Source organism: Paenibacillus sp. FSL E2-0201, from assembly GCF_037963325.1.
GTDB lineage: Bacteria > Bacillota > Bacilli > Paenibacillales > Paenibacillaceae > Paenibacillus_AQ.
In genome coordinates, this window is record NZ_CP150154.1 from 3,418,686 (window position 1) to 3,441,743 (window position 23,058).

18 protein-coding genes and 1 pseudogene are annotated in these 23,058 nt (G+C 40.5%); 17 read left to right on the plus strand and 2 right to left on the minus strand.

Annotated elements, in window-relative coordinates; genetic code table 11:
- The first annotated feature begins 11 nt into the window (after positions 1-11).
- The 5 genes and pseudogenes from NSU15_RS15365 (at position 12) to NSU15_RS15385 (ending at position 4,702) form a co-directional block, all read left to right on the plus strand.
- A pseudogene (locus NSU15_RS15365) lies at positions 12-583 on the plus strand (epimerase).
- Positions 584-803: 220 nt separating this feature from the next.
- Positions 804-1,652, plus strand: coding sequence for a sialate O-acetylesterase (locus tag NSU15_RS15370; protein WP_339286559.1), 849 nt, complete (start codon positions 804-806; stop codon positions 1,650-1,652).
- 30 nt (positions 1,653-1,682) lie between these two features.
- Positions 1,683-2,198, plus strand: a complete 516-nt coding sequence (locus NSU15_RS15375) for a helix-turn-helix transcriptional regulator (RefSeq protein ID WP_076120906.1) — start codon at positions 1,683-1,685, stop codon at positions 2,196-2,198.
- A gap of 222 nt (positions 2,199-2,420) precedes the next feature.
- Positions 2,421-3,104: a MarR family transcriptional regulator gene (locus NSU15_RS15380; protein ID WP_339286562.1), complete on the plus strand. Its 684-nt coding sequence runs from the start codon at positions 2,421-2,423 to the stop codon at positions 3,102-3,104.
- Positions 3,105-3,349: 245 nt separating this feature from the next.
- Positions 3,350-4,702, plus strand: coding sequence for an MATE family efflux transporter (locus NSU15_RS15385; RefSeq protein WP_339286563.1), 1,353 nt, complete (start codon positions 3,350-3,352; stop codon positions 4,700-4,702).
- 121 nt (positions 4,703-4,823) lie between these two features.
- Here the strand turns inward: NSU15_RS15385 and NSU15_RS15390 are convergent, their stop codons facing one another.
- Positions 4,824-5,801: a biotin--[acetyl-CoA-carboxylase] ligase gene (locus NSU15_RS15390; protein ID WP_076120909.1), complete on the minus strand. Its 978-nt coding sequence runs from the start codon at positions 5,799-5,801 to the stop codon at positions 4,824-4,826.
- A 247-nt stretch (positions 5,802-6,048) separates the two neighbouring features.
- Between NSU15_RS15390 and NSU15_RS15395 the strand changes: the two genes are divergently transcribed.
- The 11 genes from NSU15_RS15395 (at position 6,049) to NSU15_RS15445 (ending at position 19,904) form a co-directional block, all read left to right on the plus strand.
- Entirely contained in the window at positions 6,049-6,600 is a 552-nt protein-coding gene (locus tag NSU15_RS15395) for a biotin transporter BioY (RefSeq protein ID WP_076120910.1), read from the plus strand.
- Between the two features lie 99 nt (positions 6,601-6,699).
- A complete protein-coding gene (locus NSU15_RS15400) occupies positions 6,700-7,869 on the plus strand; it encodes an NAD(P)/FAD-dependent oxidoreductase (RefSeq protein ID WP_076120911.1) in 1,170 nt (389 codons plus the stop codon).
- A gap of 131 nt (positions 7,870-8,000) precedes the next feature.
- Positions 8,001-9,434 (plus strand): helix-turn-helix domain-containing protein, encoded by a 1,434-nt coding sequence (locus NSU15_RS15405; RefSeq protein WP_339286565.1) that lies wholly within the window; start codon positions 8,001-8,003, stop codon positions 9,432-9,434.
- 161 nt (positions 9,435-9,595) lie between these two features.
- Positions 9,596-10,303, plus strand: coding sequence for a purine-nucleoside phosphorylase (deoD, locus tag NSU15_RS15410; protein ID WP_042127861.1), 708 nt, complete (start codon positions 9,596-9,598; stop codon positions 10,301-10,303).
- Between the two features lie 45 nt (positions 10,304-10,348).
- Positions 10,349-11,653 (plus strand): purine/pyrimidine permease, encoded by a 1,305-nt coding sequence (locus NSU15_RS15415; protein ID WP_339286567.1) that lies wholly within the window; start codon positions 10,349-10,351, stop codon positions 11,651-11,653.
- 15 nt (positions 11,654-11,668) lie between these two features.
- Positions 11,669-12,850: a NupC/NupG family nucleoside CNT transporter gene (locus NSU15_RS15420; protein WP_339286569.1), complete on the plus strand. Its 1,182-nt coding sequence runs from the start codon at positions 11,669-11,671 to the stop codon at positions 12,848-12,850.
- 20 nt (positions 12,851-12,870) lie between these two features.
- Entirely contained in the window at positions 12,871-14,058 is a 1,188-nt protein-coding gene (gene deoB, locus NSU15_RS15425) for a phosphopentomutase (RefSeq protein ID WP_339286571.1), read from the plus strand.
- 397 nt (positions 14,059-14,455) lie between these two features.
- A complete protein-coding gene (treC, locus tag NSU15_RS15430; protein ID WP_139328612.1) occupies positions 14,456-16,159 on the plus strand; it encodes an alpha,alpha-phosphotrehalase in 1,704 nt (567 codons plus the stop codon).
- A 50-nt stretch (positions 16,160-16,209) separates the two neighbouring features.
- Positions 16,210-18,180: a PTS system trehalose-specific EIIBC component gene (gene treP / locus NSU15_RS15435; protein WP_076120914.1), complete on the plus strand. Its 1,971-nt coding sequence runs from the start codon at positions 16,210-16,212 to the stop codon at positions 18,178-18,180.
- Positions 18,181-18,403: 223 nt separating this feature from the next.
- Positions 18,404-19,123 carry a trehalose operon repressor gene (treR, locus tag NSU15_RS15440; RefSeq protein ID WP_076120915.1) on the plus strand — a complete coding sequence of 240 codons (720 nt, stop codon included), beginning with the start codon at positions 18,404-18,406 and terminating at the stop codon, positions 19,121-19,123.
- A 592-nt stretch (positions 19,124-19,715) separates the two neighbouring features.
- Positions 19,716-19,904, plus strand: coding sequence for a hypothetical protein (locus NSU15_RS15445; RefSeq protein ID WP_042127876.1), 189 nt, complete (start codon positions 19,716-19,718; stop codon positions 19,902-19,904).
- A gap of 229 nt (positions 19,905-20,133) precedes the next feature.
- Here the strand turns inward: NSU15_RS15445 and NSU15_RS15450 are convergent, their stop codons facing one another.
- On the minus strand, positions 20,134-20,601 hold the full coding sequence (locus NSU15_RS15450) for a copper amine oxidase N-terminal domain-containing protein (RefSeq protein ID WP_339286576.1): 468 nt from the start codon (positions 20,599-20,601) through the stop codon (positions 20,134-20,136).
- Between the two features lie 194 nt (positions 20,602-20,795).
- Here NSU15_RS15450 and NSU15_RS15455 point away from each other — a divergent pair, with 194 nt between their 5' ends.
- The gene (locus tag NSU15_RS15455; RefSeq protein ID WP_339286578.1) at positions 20,796-22,709 is read left to right on the plus strand and encodes an AraC family transcriptional regulator; all 1,914 of its coding nucleotides are present in this window, start codon (positions 20,796-20,798) and stop codon (positions 22,707-22,709) included.
- Positions 22,710-23,058 lie beyond the last annotated feature (349 nt).

The window sequence follows — 23,058 nt, forward strand, 5'->3', positions numbered from 1 at the left end:
TGAACGATAGATTGAAGGTCATTATATTTGGCGCTACGGGAATGGTAGGTCTAAGTGCACTGCAGGAGTGTATATTAGATGACAGAGTGCGAGAAATAGCTACAATAGGTCGTAAACATCCAGAGCATCTCAGGGTATGAAAGAAGATCAATATCGACGAATAACGTATGACATTACGCTATCCGTTGCGGGAACATTAGCTAGACTAAATCCCCAGATGACCTTTTTATATGTGTCGGGAAGTGGGACAGATAGTTCTGAAAGAGGTAGGTCCATGTGGGCGAGAGTGAAAGGAAAGACGGGAAATGATCTGTTACAGCTTCCGTTTAAGGCAGCGTATATGTTCCGACCAGGAATCATTCTTCCTTCTAACGGCGTCCGATCCAAGACAAAAATGTATCAACTTTTATACGATGTGCTAAGACCTTTTTACCCCATACTTAGAAAGCTGAAGGGTGTCGTTACTTCGGAACAATTAGGGCAAGCAATGATACAAGTAGTAAGTGCTGGTTATCCTAGTCCAATCCTTGAAAGTAATGAGATCAAAAAGATATCTATGGATAATAAGGAATTACAGCATTAAGCCAAAAAAACACATGACATACGTAGTCGCCTTGTCGGCGGCTTTTTTGATTTATCCAAACAAATCATAGAAAATCTTATCTTACAAAAAGAGTTCCCATTAACAGTATTCAATAATAAATTTTGAGTTTAGGTTAAAAAAGCGTATTTGTTGACAAATAGTCTAATTAGACTAATAATATATACAGTCTAATTAGACTATTGAAGAGAGGATGAGAATAATGGTCAAATCATTTTTAATGATTGGTCAGTCAAATATGGCTGGACGAGGATTTATACATGAAGTACCCCCTATCTATAACGAAAGAATACAAATGTTGCGTAATGGTAGATGGCAAATGATGGCTGAACCTATTAATTATGACCGTCCTGTATCAGGAATAAGTCTTGCTGGATCATTTGCGGATGCATGGTGTCGTGAAAATGAAGAAGACATTATTGGCTTAATTCCTTGCGCTGAGGGCGGGAGCACCATTGATGAATGGGCAGTAAATGGGGCACTTTTTAAACATGCATTACAAGAAACTAAATTTGCAATGAAGAATAGTGAATTATCGGGGATTTTATGGCATCAAGGAGAAAGTGATAGTAGTAACGGCAACTATAAAGTCTATTATCAGAAATTACTTCAGATTGTTACGGCGCTAAGAAAAGAGTTAGAGGCTCCAAATATTCCATTTATCATTGGTGGTTTAGGGGATTTTTTAGGCAAAGAAGGATTTGGGAAACATTGCACGGAATATGCGTTAATGAATCAAGAATTACAAAAATTCGCTTTTGAACAAGATAATTGTTACTTTGTTACAGCTTCAGGTTTAACTTCTAATCCGGATGGGATTCATATCGATGCAATATCTCAAAGAAAATTTGGGTTACGATATTTTGAAGCCTTTATTAATAAGCAACATGTAATTGAGCCGTTAATGAATGAACATGAGTTGTTAAGTCTCCATAATGCAAGAATACACACTAAAGCGGAAAAAATGTATATATTGAGTATGGATTTTGCATTAGGAAAAATATCATTTGATGAATTTCAAGCCCAGTTCATACAAATCAACAATGATTAAACCTAATAGTACTTTGACGGAGGCGTTTATTTGATAATATTACTAATTTTAGGATTATTAAAACAAAATCCAGGAGCTCACGGTTATGAATTGTTATCCTTAATGGAGGAAAAACACTATAAATATATAGTGAATTTCACTAAAGGCTCCTTTTATTATAATCTTGGGCAATTAGTAGAGAAAAAGTATATTGTAAAAGTTGATCAAAGAGATAACACCAGAGAGACGCATAATTATAACATCACTGAATTAGGGGAAAAAGAGTTTGAAAAGTTGATGTTCAAATATGGGTCTAAGACAGACTATATAAATCTATCTTTTTACGTAGCCATGCTATTTTCAGATGAATATAAAAAAGAAGAACTATCTAAATTAATTGAATTACAAATTGAACAAACTAAAAATAAGATTTCTTTACTACAGCTATCTATTGAGAACGATGAAAATATCAGTTCTAATTTCAAAAAAATGTTAGAAAATTCACTATCTCATCATTTAGTAAATGTACAATGGTTTGAAGGTTTGCTTGAAGATATACAAAAATGAAAACTGATCAGAACATGCTCTTATAAGAACCCGCGCCCACGCGGGTTTTGTATTTTGTTTACAAGTTTTTAGTCAAGGTGCCTCTGTATTAGCGTAATTACATACTAACGGTACCTGTAAAAAACATTTTGACACATCTAACAGGTACCGTTATAATAAAAACAAACAGGTACCGTCACAAAGATCAACAGGTACCATAAAAACTTTATGGAGGACACATTTATGGACATGAATACTGAATTGTACGAAAAACTTGCGAAACTGCAATGGCTGCTGCAACGTCAACACTTAAAAACACACGCTGCTGTTGGCCCTATGGCCGACACATCCCGCGGGCAAGGCAGGATACTGGCGTTTCTTCGTATGAAAGACGGTATCAGCACAAAGGATTTATCCTATATGCTGGACATCCGTGTATCATCTCTCAATGAATTACTTGCAAAATTGGAGAAAGCCGAATATATCACCCGTAAGCCATCAGAAACAGACAAGCGCATCATGTTGATTTACCTAACCCAAAAAGGACAAGAGGAAGAGGGACAAGAGTTAGACAGTGTTAATATATTTTCTCGCCTATCACCAGAAGAACAGGTTGCTTTCGGGGATTACTTAACTCGCGTCATTACGGCGTTAGAAGAAGAACTTGGAACGGACGGAGAACGCGATGTAATGGCTATGTGGATGGAGGCAGCAAAGGAGCGTATGGGAACAGAGGAATTTGAAAAACTAATGGCCATGCGCGGACAAATGCATAGAATGTGGGGAAATTCTAGAGACGAACGCTTTAACGGAAGATTTCCTGAATTTGGCAGGGAAGGGCGTGGTGACATGCGCGGATTCGGTTGGCCATCCAAAGATGGAACGAATTCGTCACCAGACAAGTCACAGGACCCGGACGATAAGTAAACAGAGTCTTTTAAACAAACAGTAGCTATTGCGCTGCCTTTCCTTAAGAGAAGGAGGAACGTCAAAGGCAGCGCAATGACATGCTTTTAAAGAAATTAAGATCAGTCCAATCCGGCAAACCAAACCTGAAAACTCGTCGTTATGGTACGGGTTTGTTTGTTGCCGTGCCACGGTTTATATTGAATTAATAGTTAGAATTCTAAGTAATTTTTGAAATAAAATAAAGAAAGATAGTGGTGACCGATATGGACGCAGAAAACATTCATTACTTTGAAAAAGCACCTGTCGCAAAAGCCGTAGCTCACTTCGCAGTACCGATGATGCTAGGCATGTCGATGAGTGTCATATACTCCATTTTGAATGCCTATTTCCTTGGCACACTGGGCAATACTGCGATGTTAACCGCACTCGCATTAACTTTACCGTTATTCGCGGCCATTATGGCGCTAGGTAACTTGATTGGTATCGGCAGTAGTGCATTCATCTCCCGTTTGCTCGGAGAGAAAAAATATGATGATGTAAAGCATGTATCTTCATTCGCCTTTTACAGCAGTTTAGTTCTCGGACTTATTTTGATGGCTGGCGGTATCCCGTTGATCGATCCAATCGTTCATGGCTTAGGAGCGACGCCTGACTCCTTTGGATTCACGAAAGATTATGTCACGATAATGCTTATTGGTTCACCATTTGTCGTATTATTCTTCACGCTTGAGAATATCGTACGCTCGGAAGGTTCAGCAATCACTTCGATGATCGGTATGCTTCTCAGTGTTGTTGTGAATATTATTCTCGATGCTCTTGTCATCTTCATCTTCCATTGGGACGTGATCGGCGTTGCGTCTGCTACGGTCATTTCTAACTTGGTTGCAAGTGCATTCTACGCCTTCCATATGGGATATAAGAGCCAATTCTTGACCATCTCCGTAAAATGGTTCAAAGCTAACAAAGAAATTCTCAGCAATGTATTCAAAATCGGAGTTCCCGTCTTCGTTATGAGTATCTTTATGGGTGCAATGTCGCTCATCTTTAATCGTTTTCTGGTCGAATATGGGGAGCAGGCTATAGCAGCATTCGGGATTTCATCACGTTTATTGCAATTTCCTGAGGTTATTCTGATGGGTTTATGCGAGGGAGTCGTGCCGCTAATTGCCTTCTCTTTTACAGCAAATAAATTACGCATGAAGCATACGATTACATTCACAATCAAAGCGACTGTGGTGTTAGCCGCCGTATTCGGCGTCATTGTCTATCTGATTTCCGATCACTTAATTAGTTTATTCACGAATGACCCTCAATTAATTGAAATGGGTAGCTATATTCTTCATGTGACATTCTTATCCTTGTTCATTTCAGGAACGACCGCGTTGTTTACGGGGATCTTCCAAGCAACAGCGCAAGGAACCGCAGCATTTATTATGTCAGTAATTCAAGGTATTACTCTGATTCCAGTGTTGTATATCGCCAATCGAATGAACGGTTTCCATGGAGTGGTCTGGTCGCTCGTCATTTCGGATGCTGTTGCATTCCTTGTTGGTGCCATCATGCTGTATATTTTGCGGAATAAATTGCAGCCGGATTTAGATACTTTAGTACAGTAGAATCCTGAGCCTTAAGTTGATATTTTACGTTCATTAAAAAACCTTGATTCAGCAAGGTTTTTTTGGTGTAGTAGGCTTACAATCTCCGCAAAACACACATGATGATGTAGCAAATCCACAGTTAAATCTTAATGCTGACTTCTCCACTTGAAAGATATTCCTCGTCACCATTCTCATATTTGACTTTCAGATGGCAATCGTTATCGATATCCATTGCTGTTGCTTTTCGTTGTTCATTATTCTTTATCACTGTTACGGGTTTGCCGAGTGAAATTAACCGTTTTCTATATTCGGAAAGAAACAATCTGTCCGTTAAATGCTCATAGAATCCCATAAAATTGTTTAGTACTTCTGCTACCAGTCGGTTACGGAGATCACCATTAGGTTTATTTTCAGAAGTTACAGTTGTTGCGATCTCGGTAAGATCATTAGGAAAGCCATCAGAAGGTAGCGCTACATTGATACCAATGCCCAGAACGGCATAATCAAGCCAACCGTTTTCCAGTGACACGGATGCTTCGGTAAGGATCCCGCACACCTTTTTACCTTCCATGAAAACGTCATTCACCCATTTAATCTGTGCTTCTTTACCTGATATACTCTCGATGGAAAGGGCAACAGCAACAGCGGCACAAGTAGTCAGCAGAGCGGAATCCGTTGCTGATAGCTTGGGACGCAGCAGGATACTCATATAGATCCCTGTTCCCGGTGGAGAAAAGAATTTACGGCCCATTCTCCCGCGACCTGCTGTCTGTTCTTCCGATAGGATCACCTTACCCTCAGCTTCTCCACTTGAAGCAAGGTTTTTTAAGGCTTCGTTCGTTGAAGACAATGTCTTAAAGACTTCAACACGTAACTTTTGTCCCTGTATATCTAGGTACTTTGAAATTGCACTGGCAGACAAGATATCCGTTTGAGGGGACATAGAATAGCCTTTATTGGTTACAGCTTGTATGGAATAACCGTCTGTCTGTAGCGATTTTATTGCTTTCCAGACCGCGCTGCGCGTCACGGATAACTGAACGGCTATTTCCTCACCGGAAAAAAATTCACCTTTATTACTATCAAGCAAGGCAAGAATATGTTCTTTCACTGTCATCAACTTAAACCTCCAGAAGTATAACTCTCCGACCAAAATCCATTGAATTTTTTATCATTCAACGATTGCGACTGAATACTCTAATTCTATATAACAATAGGAAAAACTCAAGCGCGGTATTTCGCTTCATTGTAAACCTATAATAATATTTCGGTTTACAATCAAAGCTATCTCCATTATAATTCAGCTTACTGGACGTATTTACTAACCAGAATACACTTGTTTTTATCCAATGGAGGTCAATTTTTTGAAGACAAAAGAACTTATTTATGCTGCATTATTCGCAGCGCTTATCGCGGTGCTGGGCATGATTCCACCCATCCCCCTTGGTTTCATCCCTGTTCCGATTACTGCCCAGACGCTTGGCGTCATGTTGGCTGGATGTTTTCTGGGGAAACGGATGGGAGCCCTCAGCCTAATCATTTTCATCATTCTAGTAGCCATTGGGCTGCCTGTATTGACCGGTGGTCGTGGCGGAATTGCGGTGCTCGTTGGACCTTCTGCAGGATACATACTTAGCTTTCCGATCGCGGCCGGCCTTATAGGCTGGTATTCTGAAAAAATCTGGCCGAAGGTCCGAACTTGGAAGCTGATAGCGATTAACGTGATTTTTGGTGTATTGCTAGTGAGCCTGATTGGTGCCCCCATCATGGCATTGATTACAAATACGTCGATATGGGCCGGACTTGTCGGAGCGTTGGCCTTTCTTCCGGGAGACATTATCAAAGCCGTTATTGCAGCCGTTATAGCGATGCAGCTTAAAGCAATCAGCCCGATTGAAGAAAAAGCGCAGATGTGATGAAACCTTTGCACCATTCTCGTTTAAATTCAGTTTAATTAGCCGCACTACTATATCTGTGTAAGGAACAGACAACATACATGGATATAGGAGATGGTTATGGTGACAGCAAATAAAACGAAAAAACGAATTGCTATTATCGGCGGAGGTCCAGGTGGACTTACTTTAGCTTTAATTTTGCAAAGACATGGCATTGCAGTAACGATTTATGAACGAGAATTAAAGAATGCCAGCGCCCAGCGCGGAGGATCACTCGACATTCATGAGGATTCCGGCCAGATAGCTCTGAAGAAAGCAGGATTGCTTGAGCAATTCCAGGCGATTGCGCGCTACGAAGGAGAAGATTTTCGCCTGTTTTATAAAAGCGGCAAGATCTATATGGACGAAAGAGCAGAGGAGGGGGAACAAGGTGGCCGTCCGGAGATCGATCGTGGAACGTTAAGCGACCTGCTGCTGAATGCGTTGCAGCCTGATACGATTCGCTACGGTTACAAGCTGACGGAGGCAGTGGCTCTGGAAGGCGGCCAGCATGAGCTTCATTTTGACAACTGCGTGAAGGAGACAGTGGATCTAGTAATTGGTGCTGATGGAGCTTTCTCTAAACTGCGCCCGCTGTTAACGGATGCCAAGGCTTCTTATTCCGGGTTAACAATGATAGAGCTGCAAGTGGATTCCAAGTTACATCCTGATCAGGCATCCTTTAACGCGAGGGGCAAGGTGTTTGGGCTGGGCGATCATAAAGGTATACTTGCACAGCTAAACGGGGACGGTAAGATCAAAGTCGCCTTAACCTTCACGGCCGAGCAAAACTGGATGGATACATGCGGTATCCCTTTTGATCAGCCAAAGGAAGCGAAAGAGCAGCTGCTCGCCTATTTCGAAGATTGGGCGGAGCCGCTTCAGAACTATATCCGAAAGTCAGAGGATAATATTCTGCTAAGACGGATCTATACGCTGCCGGTCGGGCTTAAGTGGGATCATAAGCCGGGAATTACGCTCATTGGTGACGCTGCACATCTAATGTCACCGTTTGCAGGTGAAGGTGTCAACCTGGCGATGCATGATGCAGCGGAGCTTGCGCTTGCCATCACCGGTCATGAAGACTTTGATAAAGCCATTCAAGCTTATGAGGAGAAAATGTATGAGTATTCTTCGTCGTCTGCGAAGGTTTCAGATGATAACCTGAAGCTGATGTTCTCAGACAATGCCGCAATGAAGCTTAAAGCTTCGTTTGATGAGCTATTTGCACAGTTTGCTCAACAAGAATAATTTCATTAATCATTTTTTTGAAACTCGGGTAAATGTAACCCGAGTTTTTTTATTGAAAAATGATACGGTTATGATGTGAATTTGTTTATACTATAAAAATTAAAATGAAATTGAACTAGGGTGGAGAAAAAATGGATAAGGGATTTAATTTAGCCAACCAACTATTAACGCTGCTTGATACGGAACAAAGATGGTTTACCTTAGCCGAAGTTGAAAAAAGTTTAGGCATTTCAGATAAGACCATACGTAAGATGGTGGAGGAAATCAGCAAGCAGCTACCACCAACAGTGACCATTGAAGTTTCTAGAGGAAAGGGAATCGTTCTTCAACGTAATGGGCGAAGTACGATTAGTGAAGTGATTTCTTCTATGTTCAGACAAACCATTTTTTATCGGCTGATGGATTTATTGTTTACGAATGTGGGTCGACTTTCCGTGGAGGAGCTCGCTGAAGCTCTGTTTATGAGTACGTCTTCTTTAAAAAAGTTAATTGTGGAATTAAATAATAATGATCTAAAAGCGTATAAGTTACGCATTAGTTACTCTACACCTGTGATCAAAGGAAATGAAATGAATATCCGATATTTTTATTGGAAGTTATATTGTGATGCGTATGAGTTCACTGGATGGCCCTTTGCGAATGTCGAATTTGCTTATATAAATCAGTTGATCACAAATATAGAGAATGAGAATAACATTGTATATTTTATCAATTCCAAAAGGAAATTGTCTTTTTTGTTGGCCATTGTAATAGAAAGAGCTGCTAAAGGAAATTGTGTAACGATCGACGAAAATGCATACCCCTGGGAAAAGGGAATGTTTTATATACCAGTGAGAGCCATATCAGAGCGTCTTGAAAAAAAACTGTCCATCGAATTTCCAAAGAGTGAAATATTCTTTATGCAATCCATGGTTAGTCTCAGCCAATATCATTATTATGAAGGGTCAGAGATCACTCCGATTAAAGAAGTCGAATTACATAAGGATAAAGAAGAATATCAAATGGGTAATCTGCTTCTAATGTTATTGGCAAAGGTATACCCGAACTTAGATATGCAAGAACGATTTATATTGGAGATTTACGGGTTCTTTGACAAGCTATTAATCGAAAATGCAATTCCGGAATGGATGATGATTTCAAAAAGTCATTTAACAACTTATGTAGAGCAGGAGTGCCAGCAGATATATCAAGAATTGCAAACCTGTATGCAAACGTGGAATAAAACTTACCCTTCCATTCTGTTTAATCATTTTCATTTAACAAAGCTAACCTTAATAGTTCGTTCGAGTTTACGTTACAAAAGTAAAAGGGCTTTCTTAGTGATCGGGGAAGAATTCTCGATTCGTCATTACATAGCGGATTTGATAAAGAAGGAGATAGGGGATCAGTTAATCCTAAATACTTCCATAATGAAAGGGCTAACCGACGAGATCATGCAGCAAAATAATATTGATCTTGTCATTAGTAATATCCCGGTGGCACTAAAGACAGTGCCGGTTGTTATTATTTCTACGATCCCATCAAAAAGAGATTTGGACAATATTCGTAAAGAACTACTTTTATAATTTGACCAATTATTTTCCGTAAGCTCCGTAAGTTTTTGGTCTAGTTTGTAATGTTAAAAAACCTTATGCTCAATCTAGTTTCGAAACTGATTTTACTTGACGGTATGTGGAAAGCGATTTCGGTAAACCTCAGTTTACAATTAAAAGTTGGAGGAAGAACTATGAGTAGGCATTTAGGTGCAAATAAGGGAGAAATAGCAGAGCGCGTTTTGCTCCCAGGAGATCCTTTACGTGCAAAATTTGTAGCAGAACACTTTTTAGAGGAGGCTAATTGTTATAACGAAGTAAGAGGGATGTATGGATACACTGGATTATACAAGGGTATACCGGTGTCGGTTCAGGGGACAGGAATGGGAAATCCATCGATGAGTATCTATGCTACAGAATTGATCGTCGATTATGAAGTTAAGAAATTGATTCGCATTGGTACATGCGGCGCGATGCAGGAAAACATCAATATCCGAGATATTATATTAGCCCAAGCGGTGTCTTCAGACAGTAATATGACGGAGAAGATCTTCCATGGCTGTAATTTCGCACCTACGGCAGATTTCTCATTGTTAATAAAAGCATATCAACAAGCACAAGCTAAAAATGCAAATGTCTTTGTTGGTAACATCTATAATTCTGACGAATTCTATCGTGAGAGCTTAGATCGACTTCACAAGTTTATGGATTTCGGGGTTTTAGCGGTAGAAATGGAAAGCACAGCCCTATACACTTTAGCGGCAAAATATGGTGTAAAAGCGTTATCGATTTTGACAGTCGGCAGTCAATTGTTAAGACAGGAACACCTGACTCATAAAGAAAGTGAACAATCCTTTTATGAAATGGTCGAAATAGCTCTTAATACAGTCATTGATGGCTGATTAATTAATAAGAGCAGTGTTGTTAGAGAAGAGAGTGAGAAAGAAATGAAGGGAATACTGTCAGGATTGCAGTGGATGATTTTTATGATCGCTGGTGCAATTGCTGCACCCATTGCTATCGCAGATTTATATAACTTAACACCCATAGAGACTTCTGGACTTATCCAGAGCACAATGATTACTTTAGGGATAGCTGGATTTTTACAAGGCCTGATGGGGCATAAATTCCCTATTCACGAAGGTCCGGCAGGGTTATGGTGGAGCATTTTTACGATTTACGCAAGTTTAGTAGGGGGACTTTATTCTTCTAACAATGGTGCTTTACAAGCTTTAAGTGGGGCAATGATCATTAGCGGTGTGTTATTTATCCTAATTTCGGCATTTAAGCTAATGGATAAAATCGCTCGTCTATTTACTCCCACCATCACTTTTATTTATTTACTTTTATTGATCTTTCAATTAAGTGGATCTTTTATGAAAGGGATGATGGGGATTACCATAGCCCACACCACGTTAGATGTTAAAGTATTCATCCTGAGTGTGATTGTGGTTTGCATTACCTTTTGGTTAGGAAAAAGTCGCTTTGTAGTACTCAGCCAGTTTTCAATAATTTTCAGTATATTGATAGGCTGCCTATTATTTATTATCTGCGGTATTATACCGGTGTTTTCTCATGCGGATACTTTGTTTAAGCTACCGAAAATATTCCCATTTGGCAGACCTCAATTCGATGCCGGGACCATCACTACTGCCTTTTTATTAACGCTGTTATTAATAACCAATGCAGTTGCGTCCATCCGTTTGATGGAGACCGTTATGAAACAAAAGCAAGTGGATCATCGTCGTTATTTGCGCGCCGGGTTTACTTCTGGAATTACACATCTTATTAGTGGCGGTTTAGGAGCGGTCGGCTCTGTCCCTATCTCGGGAGCGGCGGGATATGTTGAACAAACAGGGATGAAGGAGCGCAGATCATTTTTAATTGGATGCTGCTTAGTGATCTCAATATCCTTATTTCCGCCAATGATGAATGTTATATCAGCAATTCCAGCTCCCATAGGCTATTCCGTTACCTTCGTCATTTTTGTGAAGATGGTCGGACTTGCGTTAAAGGAATTGAGGAAGGTCATTCATGAAGAACGAACATTTATCGTTAGTGGAGTTTCCCTTTTAGTGAATGTGGGTTTAATGTTTATCCCTTCATCAGCTACAGCCCATTTATCTCCGATCGTGATAGCCATTTTAAATAATGGATTAATCTGCGGAAGTCTATTGGCGATTATTTTGGAACAAGGGTTAATGTGGAAAGATACATTTCGAAATGAGGATTCCAAGAAAATCAACCGATAATTTGGAGGGTTAAAAATGCACTATCTAATTTCTGTTGCCGGTTTAGTTATTGTTCTATTACTGGCATGGCTTGGAAGTAACAATAAGAAAAAGATTAAATATCGTCCAATCATTGTAATGATCGCTATTCAGATAGGCTTGGGATTAATTATCCTAAAAACGAGCATAGGCGAATTCTTAATTAAAGGCTTTGCTGATAGTTTTGCAAAATTACTTGGATACGCCAATGAAGGGATTGACTTTGTATTTGGCGGGATTGCAAATGAAGGGGCGCATACATTTTTCCTTTATGTTTTGATGCCAATTGTTTTTATGTCAGCATTAATAGGGATTTTGCAACATTATAAAATATTGCCATTCATTATAAAGTATATTGGTTTGGTACTGAGTAAAATAAATGGCATGGGCAAATTGGAATCCTATAATGCAGTTGCAGCTGCAATTGTAGGACAAAATGAAGTGTTTATTTCGGTGAAAAACCAACTGGGATTATTGCCAAAACATCGCTTGTATACATTATGTGCGTCCGCAATGTCGACGGTGTCCATGTCAATCGTTGGTTCATATATGACGATGCTAGAACCTCGATATGTAGTGGCGGCGTTAGTATTAAACCTTTTCGGTGGATTTATCATCTCATCCATCATTAATCCATATGAAGTTACACCTGAAGAAGATATTGTTGAAGTTCAGGTAGCGGAAAAACAAACGTTTTTTGAAATGCTGGGCGAATATATTATGGATGGCTTCAAGGTAGCCATAGTAGTTGGAGTAATGTTGGTTGGTTTTGTGGGAATCATTGCTCTAATTAACGGGGTCTTCAGCGGAGTATTCGGCATTTCGTTTCAAGGAATTTTAGGGTATGTCTTTGCACCAATCGCCTTTCTTATCGGTGTGCCATGGCATGAAGCAGTTGATGCAGGCAGTATTATGGCGACAAAGCTTGTTGCGAATGAATTCGTTGCTATGCTTGACTTTGTTAAGATGCAAGACGGTTTAAGCGGACGTACTACAGCCATTGTCTCCGTTTTTCTAATCTCATTTGCTAACTTCGGGTCCATTGGTACCATTGTGGGTGCAGTGAAGGGATTGAATGAAAAACAAGGGAACATCGTAGCTCGATTTGGATTAAAGCTGTTATTCGGCGCCACACTTGTAAGCGTTTTATCTGCTTTGATTATCGGTATCATATTCTAGTAGAATCAAGGAGTATTAACATGAAACAAACACCCCGGTTTAAGCGTGTTTTCGTCATCGTTATGGATTCTGTAGGTATTGGTGAAGCTCCAGATGCTGAAAAGTTTGGGGATGCAGGATCACATACATTACGGCATATTGCGGAAAAAATGAATGGACTACATGTTCCTGTGTTATCCAAGTTAGGGTTAAGCCATATTGATCAAATACCCGGAGTGCCCAAAGTAGATCAGCCTTTAGCTTATTGGTCAAAAATGCAAGAGGCTTCGAATGGAAAGGATACGATGACAGGCCATTGGGAAATCATGGGTTTGCGAATTGAGGTTCCTTTCAAAGTGTTTCCTGAAGGATTTCCATATGAATTAATTAATGAATTAGAAGAAAGAACGGGAAGAAAGGTAATTGGGAATAAACCCGCTAGCGGTACTGCTATTCTCGATGAGCTTGGACAAGAGCATATGGACACCGGTGCACTCATTGTCTATACATCAGCAGACTCAGTGATTCAGATTGCCGCTCATGAAGAGGTTATTCCTTTGGAAGAACTGTATCAAATCTGTGAGATTGCCAGAGAGATTACTTTACGTGAGGACTACAAGTTAGGCAGAGTGATCGCAAGACCGTTCCTCGGACAGCCCGGAAATTTCAAAAGAACATCGAACCGCCATGATTATGCCTTGAAGCCTTATGATAGAACCGTGATGAATGAGCTCAAGGATGCTGGGTTAGATGTATTAGCGATTGGCAAAATCTCAGATATATATGATGGAGAAGGTGTCACCAAGTCATTGCGTACAGTGTCTAACATGGATGGTATGGATAAACTTATGGAGACCATTCATACTGATTTTACTGGACTTAGTTTCTTGAATCTTGTTGATTTTGATGCTCTTTATGGTCATCGTAGAGATCCGATCGGGTACGGGAAAGCACTAGAAGAATTTGACGAACGATTGACGGAAGTTCTCGCGGAGTTGAGTGAAGATGATCTTCTTATGATTACGGCAGATCATGGCAATGATCCCGTTCATACTGGTACAGATCACACCCGTGAATATGTGCCTTTACTCATCTACAGTAAGCGTTTCAATCAACAATGTGAGCTTCCTGTATGTAGGACATTTTCGGATATTGGAGCAACCATTGCAGATAATTTTGGTGTAGCCCTGCCACAATTTGGACAGAGCCTCCTCCAGGAACTTAAATAAAACTAAATTTATTATGAAACAGGATACCTAACTTATATTTCGTAAAAGGGGTATCCTGTTCGTCTTTTTAACTGGACATCTACTTATACAAAAAGTCGCTAAGAAAGCGGCTTTTTTTGTTGTAATTATGAACAAGTATTTAGACCGGAAATAAATGAAAAAGAATAATTGATAATCAAATGAGTTAATAAAAGGTAAACCATCAGGCAATACCCTTTTCCAATGAATCGTAGTTAAGAGTGCTGGTATAAATGTTCTTGTCACTTCTTTTGCTCACGGCTTAGATAATTATTAGTATTGACAACCTGTATATACAGGTTTAAACTGTGGATGTGTTTGAACTTGTATATACAGGTTTAATATTTGACATAAAGTAATTCATTTGGAGGTGTTCAACTTGAGTCAGTCCCAGAATTCAGAATGGTGGCGCCGGTCCACGGTGTATCAGGTGTACCCAAAGAGCTTTAAGGACACTACAGGCAACGGAACAGGAGATATTAAAGGACTTATTGAAAAGTTAGATTATTTACAGACCCTTGGAATTGATATTGTCTGGTTACAGCCGGTCTATGTTTCGCCGCAACATGATAACGGTTACGATGTTGCGGATTATGAAAATATTAACCCGGATTTTGGAACGATGGAGGATTTCGACGAGTTAGTACAGGAATTGCACAGACGCGGTATGAAGCTAATGATCGATATCGTGGTTAACCATACTTCAACAGAACATGAGTGGTTCAAACAATCCATTTCAAGCAGGAACAATCCCTACCGTGATTACTATATCTGGAAGGACCCAGCTCCGGACGGAGGCTTACCCAACAACTGGCAGTCGAAGTTCGGAGGCCCTGCTTGGCAGTTCGATGAAGCTTCGGGACAATATTATCTAACTCTCTTCGATAAAACCCAAGCGGATCTGAATTGGGAGAACGAGAAGGTCCGTAGAGCAGTGAATGATATGATGCTATTCTGGGCTAAAAAGGGTGTCGACGGCTTCCGCATGGACGTAATTAACTTAATCTCCAAGGATCAGCGCTTCCCTAATGATGACGGAAGTGTTCCGCCGGGGGATGGACGAAAGTTCTATACTGACGGTCCACGTGTTCATGAATACATCAAAGCGATGTATGAAGAGGTATTTGGTCCGTATGAGATGGTGACTGTCGGAGAGATGTCCTCAACTACACTGGAGCATTGCATCCGATACTCGAATCCTGTAGAACGGGAATTTTCCATGACGTTCAATTTTCATCATTTAAAAGTCGATTATCCGAATGGACAGAAGTGGGAGCTAATGCCCTATGATTTTGAGGCGATGAAACGGTTGTTCACGCAGTGGCAGACTGAAATGCAGAAGGGCCGGGGCTGGAACGCATTATTTTTTAACAATCACGATCAACCGCGTGCCCTCTCCCGATTCACTGATGATAAGGTCTACCGTATGGAGAGCGCCAAGCTGCTCGCGACAACGCTGCATGGACTTCAAGGGACACCTTATGTCTATCAGGGGGAAGAAATCGGTATGCCAAATCCGGTATGGAATAGCATCGATGAGTTCCGTGATATCGAGTCACTGAATATGTTCCGCATATTGTGCGAACAAGGGAAAAGCCCTGAGGTTGCCTTGAGCATTCTTCAGGAACGTTCACGGGATAATTCCCGAACGCCGATGCAGTGGGATGACAGCCAAAATGCCGGATTCACCACCGGTACTCCATGGCTGAAAGTTGATGAACGGTATCCGGACATCAATGTGCAGAAGGAGTTAGAAAACCCCGCTTCCATCTTCCATCATTACCGCAAGCTAATTGCGCTACGCAAAGAGTATGGGATATTTATAGACGGTGTATTCAAGAGACTCGATGAAGCACACCCTGAAGTATTCGCTTACACTAGAACAGGAGATGGGGAAGCACTTGTCGTGGTCTCAAACTTCAGCAATAAACAGATTACCTTCCGCTTTGAAGACAGTCACTGGTCTGAATTTTCATCGAGGGGGAATGACGAGCTCCTGATTGGGAACACAACAGATACACCTGCTTTAACACAAGAGCTTCAGCTTAGTCCTTATGCTTCCTACATGTGGTTAATCCGCTAACGAGGTGTACTTGAGAAGGAGCACATATCAATTTTGTAAGGAGTGAAAATATGGCTATAGACCGCAAAAATGTTGAGGATATTGTACGGGCAGTTGGGGGCAAGGAGAATATAGAGGTTGCGACACATTGTGTAACCCGGCTGAGATTCTCGCTGTATGATGAGAGCAAGGTGGATTCGGAAGCCCTAGACCAAAACGAACTCGTAAAAGGACAATTCTCTACCCAAGGGCAGTTTCAGATCGTTATCGGACCGGGAATTGTAGATAAAGTATACGATGAAATGATTCAGATTACTGGCGGTTCTCGTTCTTCTAAGGATGAAGTGAAATCCGCTGCAGCCCGAAAACAAAATCCACTTCAGCGTGCGATCAAGACGCTGGCTGATATATTTATTCCGATTCTTCCGGCTATCGTAACCGCAGGTTTACTGCTTGGGATCAATAATATTTTGACCGGACCTGGTATCTTCTTTGATAGCCAATCGTTGGTGGATGTCTATCCGGCATGGAAAGACTTTGCTGCGATTATTAATACGATTGCCAGCACAGCCTTTACCTTTTTACCGGCATTAATCGGTTGGGCAGCTGTCACCCGTTTCGGCGGAAGTCCTCTTCTCGGGATCGTACTGGGTCTCATTCTAGTACACCCCGATCTATTAAGTGCTTACAACTATGCAAGTGCCTCAACGGAGGGAACTGTTCCGACCTGGAATTTGTTCGGCTGGCATTTGGAGAAGATCGGTTATCAGGGGCAAGTATTGCCAGTGCTGGTTTCAGCTTATATTCTGGCAAGGCTGGAGAAGTTCCTCAACCGCCGGGTGCATGATTCCATTAAACTGCTGGTTGTTGCGCCAGTGACTTTACTGATTACAGGTTTTCTGGCCTTCACCATTATCGGACCGGTTACGTTTGGCATTGCCAATGCCATCACCTCCGGCCTGATCTTTGTATTTGATCATTTTGCACTTCTTGGTGGCTTGATTTACGGCGGATTCTATGCGCTTCTGGTCATCACTGGTATGCATCATACCTTCTTGGCGGTTGATGTGCAGCTCATCGGCAGCGAGGGCGGCACTTTCCTCTGGCCGATGTTAGCGTTATCCAATATTGCACAAGGTGCAGCGGCACTGGCAATGATGTTCGTAGTCAGAGAACAGAAGGCAAAAGGCTTAGCGGCTACATCTTCCGTCTCTGCATTCCTCGGCGTGACGGAGCCGGCGATCTTCGGAGTGAATATCCGCTATCGTTATCCTTTCATCTTCGGGATGATCGGCTCAGGGATTGCAGGTATGCTTCTTACCGTTAATCAGGTTCGCGCTTCTTCCATTGGCGTAGGCGGGATTCCCGGCTTCCTTTCGATATTCCCGAACCAGTGGGGCGTTTTCTTCATTGGCATGCTTATTGTTCTCATTGTGCCATTTGTCGCCACTGTACTCTACGGCCGTTCTGTGGTGGGGCGTTCCGAAAAGAACTCAGCTACAAAGGTTACTAGTACTGTGAGCGAGACAGACAATTTACACAGCCGCCCTATAGTTCAAGAGTCACAGGACTCCGTGAATATTCTGGAGCTTATCTCTCCGCTCAGTGGAACTGCAGTACCATTGGAACAAGTTCCCGATCCCGCCTTTGCCGAGAAGCAAATGGGCGATGGCATTGCAATCGAACCTTCTGAGGGTAAAGTATATGCACCCTTTGATGCTACAGTAGCTCATGTGATCAAGAGCAAACATGCGCTTATTCTGGAGCATGCCAGCGGTGTGCAAGTACTCATCCACGTGGGAATTAATACCGTGTCACTTAAAGGTAGCGGATTTACCACCTTTAAGAATATTGGAGACAAGGTGCAGGCAGGTGAGCTTCTGCTGGAATTTGATATGGAAGCTATCCGTGCAGCAGGTCACCCGTTGATTACTCCAATCATCATTCCAGTAGGTCAGGAAATGATCGAGAAGATTGAAGAGAAGACAGGACCAGCTACGGCTAAACAAACAAGTATCTTGACTGTTCATCTCAAGGGTTGATAAATGTTATATTGGCAAAGACTTTATACTATAGAAAGACAGCCCCCAGGGGCTGTCTTTCTATAAATTTATATGTTCCACGGTATATAATCCTCTTATATTACTTCGTGAAACGGTTTCGTCTTTAAAGGACGACAAAGTCGTTTCTTCTTATGTGCCGTATTCCAATTGAATCGATGCTTCCAAAGGCATGACGTGATACAATAAAGGGCGGTGATCAAAATTGAGAGAAAATAAATATTTGCAAATTTATAATGAGTACAGCAACCAAATTCATTCTGGACAACTGCTGCCGGGAACCAAGCTGCCTTCCGAAAGTGAACTTGCTGAAGCTTACAGCACTTCACGAGAAACCGTTCGCAAAGCACTGAACCTCTTGTTCCGTGAAGGATACATTCACAAAATCAAGGGCAGAGGCTCCTTTGTGCTTGACATGACGAGAATGGATTTCCCCATTACCGGTTTGATATCATTTAAAGAGATGTCCGATACACTGGGTACTACCTCACGGACACTGGTAGACCGGACGATAAGTGAGCCGGCAGGCGCTGCGCTCGCCAGACATCTACAGATTCCGCCTGAAACCCTGGTTTGGAAAGTAATTCGTGCCAGAGAGATTGAAGGAGATCGGATCATTTTGGATAAGGATTATTTCCGAGCGGATATTGTTCCATTCCTAAACGAGGAAATCGCTGAAGGCTCACTCTATGAATATCTGGAGCAGGAGTTGGGGCTTAAAATCAGTTATGCGAAGAAGCTGATATCCGTTGAGCCCTCAGCCGAGGAGGATCATCGATTACTTGATTTGAAGGGCTTCTCACATATTGTAGTAGTCCGAAACTATGTTTATCTGGAGAATACAGTGCTTTTCCAATATACCGAGTCCAGACACCGGCTGGATAAATTTCAATTCGTTGATTTTGCCCGAAGGGTGAGACGGTAAGCTTAAAGAGGGGTATTCCAATTAGGGATACGCCTTTTTTTGCGCGGAGTTTTTTAAATTGTATTAATGGAATGAATTGATGATTCATTTAAAGCTGTCTTCACAGAAATAAAAAGTACAAATTGTAAGTGTTTGGAGCATAAATAATGATTTACACAACTGAAAGTAATCTTGCTCAATAGTGTCTTCCCCAAATTCTACAGTTATTCGTGTGGTAAAATTAGGATAATTGAATCTTGGGAGGAGAGTACATTGAGACTCGAACTTGTTATAATCATTTTTCTACTGTTCTTAAATATTCCGGTATATAAGGTATTGTTTCGCGTGTTCTTTGTGGATAATGATGATTATAACGAAACAGTTAGACATACTTTTACACCTAACATCATTTCATTATTCCGAGGAGAGTATTGGAAGGATAAATTGAATACGACAAGACTTCAGTTTTTTATAATGATTTGCGTCGGGATCGTTGTTTTAGAATATCTTGTTTTGAATAAAGTTATGAAATTCTTGCATAAGCACCGCTCAATTATGGAAAACTTCTGTAGTGCGAATAAACAGCATAATTCCATTTTGGGAGGATAGCATTATGACAAATCTGGATCCGCAGGAGCTTCTAAAAAGTAAACATAAGCTAGATGAGCAGAAAAGGCAGTTCACAAATTTTGCTCGAAGCGCTTCCGGCCATGGTGAAGTAGAAGCAGGCCAGGAATTCAGTAATGACCGAGTGCCTGACGATCAAAACCGCATGAAGTCTGTTGAGAATAGACAAGATTGATCTTAAGAAAGCTTTAAAAATAAGCCGATCCTTTCTGGATCGGCTTAGCAGATGATTATTACGTTGTAATGTGTTGTTTCAATAAGTATTGAATGCCCGAAGAAATGAATTGTAGTCACGGACATAAATATGGACACTTTGAGTTTGTGTGGAGAAGGTTTATGTTTGGGAGTAAATCAAAAGCCACATACAAATAGATTTCGGAAGAAATAAAGATTAAGGATCATAATCATGCAGATTTCTTTGGAATTGAATAGAAAATAATTTTCTTTTCATGTTTGTCAATTTGATAATGTAAACCCAGACTCTTGGCGATAAGAGAGATCGGTAAATATATTCGGTCATTTATTATTGTTGGAGCCACAGCGAGTTTCACTTTTAAGCCATCATCTCCATATCCTTGTTCTGTGTATGGATTCATACCTTTAAGGTAAGCCGTTGTATTGCCTATTTCAAATTCTAATTTGGTATAACCATCTGTCACTATAATCAATTTGGTATTTTCCTGAGGTTTAATTTTAAAGTGATAAGCATTAAAGAAAGGTGCAGCGGGCAGCAGTGTAGTATTTGACTCATTAACAGCTGTTATATCTCCCGAAATCCTCTGTTTTTTAATGAAGATTTGGTAGTCGACTTCATCTGCAGGAGCTGCTGCCGCAGTTAGAATTGCAAGTGACAAAACAAAGATTGTATTCATTATGAATCTCATTTTCATAGTTGTTCTCCCTGTTACAAATTAGTTATCCTTTTTACCCATATTTTAACACTATTCTGGCTAGTAATCATTTACAAGTATTTTGCGAAGAGGAGCTCAAATAAATATCTCGACTGTTATTGATAATGGTTATCATTTATGATTATCATTAGAAAGATAACGGAGGGGCAATCATTATGCACAAAAGCAATCAAATATTTCTTTGGGATCAAGCGACGGTCAAGTTAATGGACGTACGCCATATTGAAATGGTGCAAGGCGAAATACTTCAAAAATATAAGATTCCAGCCAACATATTTTTACTATCGGTACATGGAAGTGCTCAAGTTCAGTTAGATCGGTCTGAATTTTCTTTTACAGGATATCAATTTTTGCATAGCGGAAAAGGGGCGACCCTCAATATTGTTCCAACAAGCGAAAAATTTGTTTACTATATCATTTATTACCGTGCATGGATTCATGAAGAGGATCTCTTCCAATCACAATATTGTTTTACCCCTGATGCACCCATTTTACTTTATAACAAAATTCAAATGATGTATCAAAAATGGAACGAGCAAGAAGAGAGACTCAACGTAAAATCACTTTTTTATCAATTCATTCATCAGCAATTAAAAGAGTTACATAGAAAAGAGACTGAGGTGAAACAAACAAGTGTTGCAGTCCAAGTAATCACCTATATCCAGGAGTACTACGCGGAGCCTATCACATTAGATTCTCTTGCGGAAGTATTTAATTTTAGTGCTTATCATTTGTCATCATTGTTTAAAGAGTACACAGGTATGAGTCCGATTGATTACTTAATTTGGTTTAGGCTTGATCTTGCAGCAAAGCTTTTAATGACAACAGATGCTTCTGTGGGGGAAATTTCAGCAAGCGTTGGTTATAAAGACGTTTATTATTTCAGCCGAATTTTCAAGAAAAGAAAGGGAGCTTCACCTGCACATTTTAGAACAAGAGAGATACAGCGAGTTGTTGAAAATCCATCAAACTTCCCCACATCCTCTATTTTTGAACACATCGTTCAACAGTATATTAATAATGATAATCATTATCATAATACGGATAAAGGGGAATTACATATGTTTAAAATGACAAAATCTCAGACGACGGCAGCTTTACTGCTTTGCGGTTCTCTATTATTAAGTGCTTGCTCCAGCGGGACGGGCACAGCTGCGAAGGAGCAAAGCGCAGGGAATGGAAACGTAAATCAAACAAAATCAGAAGAAATTTTGAAAACCCGAATAGTATCAACACCTAAGGGAGATGTAGAAGTACCCGCAGAGCCGAAAAGAGTGGCATCTGATCAATATATGGGACATTTATTGAAATTAGGTATAGTTCCAATCGGTGTAAGAACGTTTATGCTGGATGAAGGTTGGATGGAAAAGGCAGACATTCCCAAAGAAACGATCGAGAAAATTGAAGATTTAGGCAATTTCCCTTTAAACCTGGAAAAATTAACGATGCTAGATCCGGACTTAATTATCGGCTCAATCGATGAAAATATAGAACAATATGAGAAAATTGGAACGACTGTTTTTCTGCCTTATTGGGAGGGGTTAACAACAGCAGGGCCGCTTGATAAGTTTAGGAGTGTAAGCAAGATTTTTGGAAAAGAAAAAGAAGCAGAAGAATGGATTACGGAATACGAACAGAAAGTAGCTGAAGCAAAGTCAAAACTATCCGGGGTGATCAAGGAAGGGGAGACCGTCTCGGTTGTTTCATTTTCAGAAAAAGCAGTATACGTCTTAGCGGCAAAGGGCGGAAACTATGGATCTTCGACTATCTACAATATGCTACAGCTGCCTCCAACAGAAAATGCAAAAAATATGGCGGAAGGGTTTGAATCGATTTCACTTGAAGTTCTTCCAGAATACTTAGGTGATTATGTTTTTGTATATAACGGCGATGCTGATGCAACCAAAAAAGCAATGGAAAGTAACATTTGGAAAGGCATACCTGCAGTGAAAAATGACAAAGTTTATTTATATGGTGATAACTATCATGATGAATTCGTAATGGAGGACCCATTTTCATTAGAGCTTCAACTTGATACAATTGTGAATTTATTACTTGGCACTACTTAATAGTTTAATAGATGCGGAGTGCCATATGGAAGGCGTGGTCGACATCATCCTATTAAAAATTCCGAGTGCAGCTTTCAAATGAAGATTCTAATCAATGGATATTAATGACATTGACATCCAAAGGTTTTTCTAAAATAATAGAATGTAATTAAATACTGGTACCTTTAATTCAGTCCAGAGAGGCTGACAAGGACAGCGGATTTTTATAATCAGCTAAGAATCAGGGCATATTCCGTCAAGGGATGCTCTGTGTCTTCGCGCGGGTTATGATGAACAAAAGAGGCTACTTGTCAGTTTGATTTGACGAGTAGCCTCTTTTTGTTTCTGCTTTTTTGGTATCAGGACACTT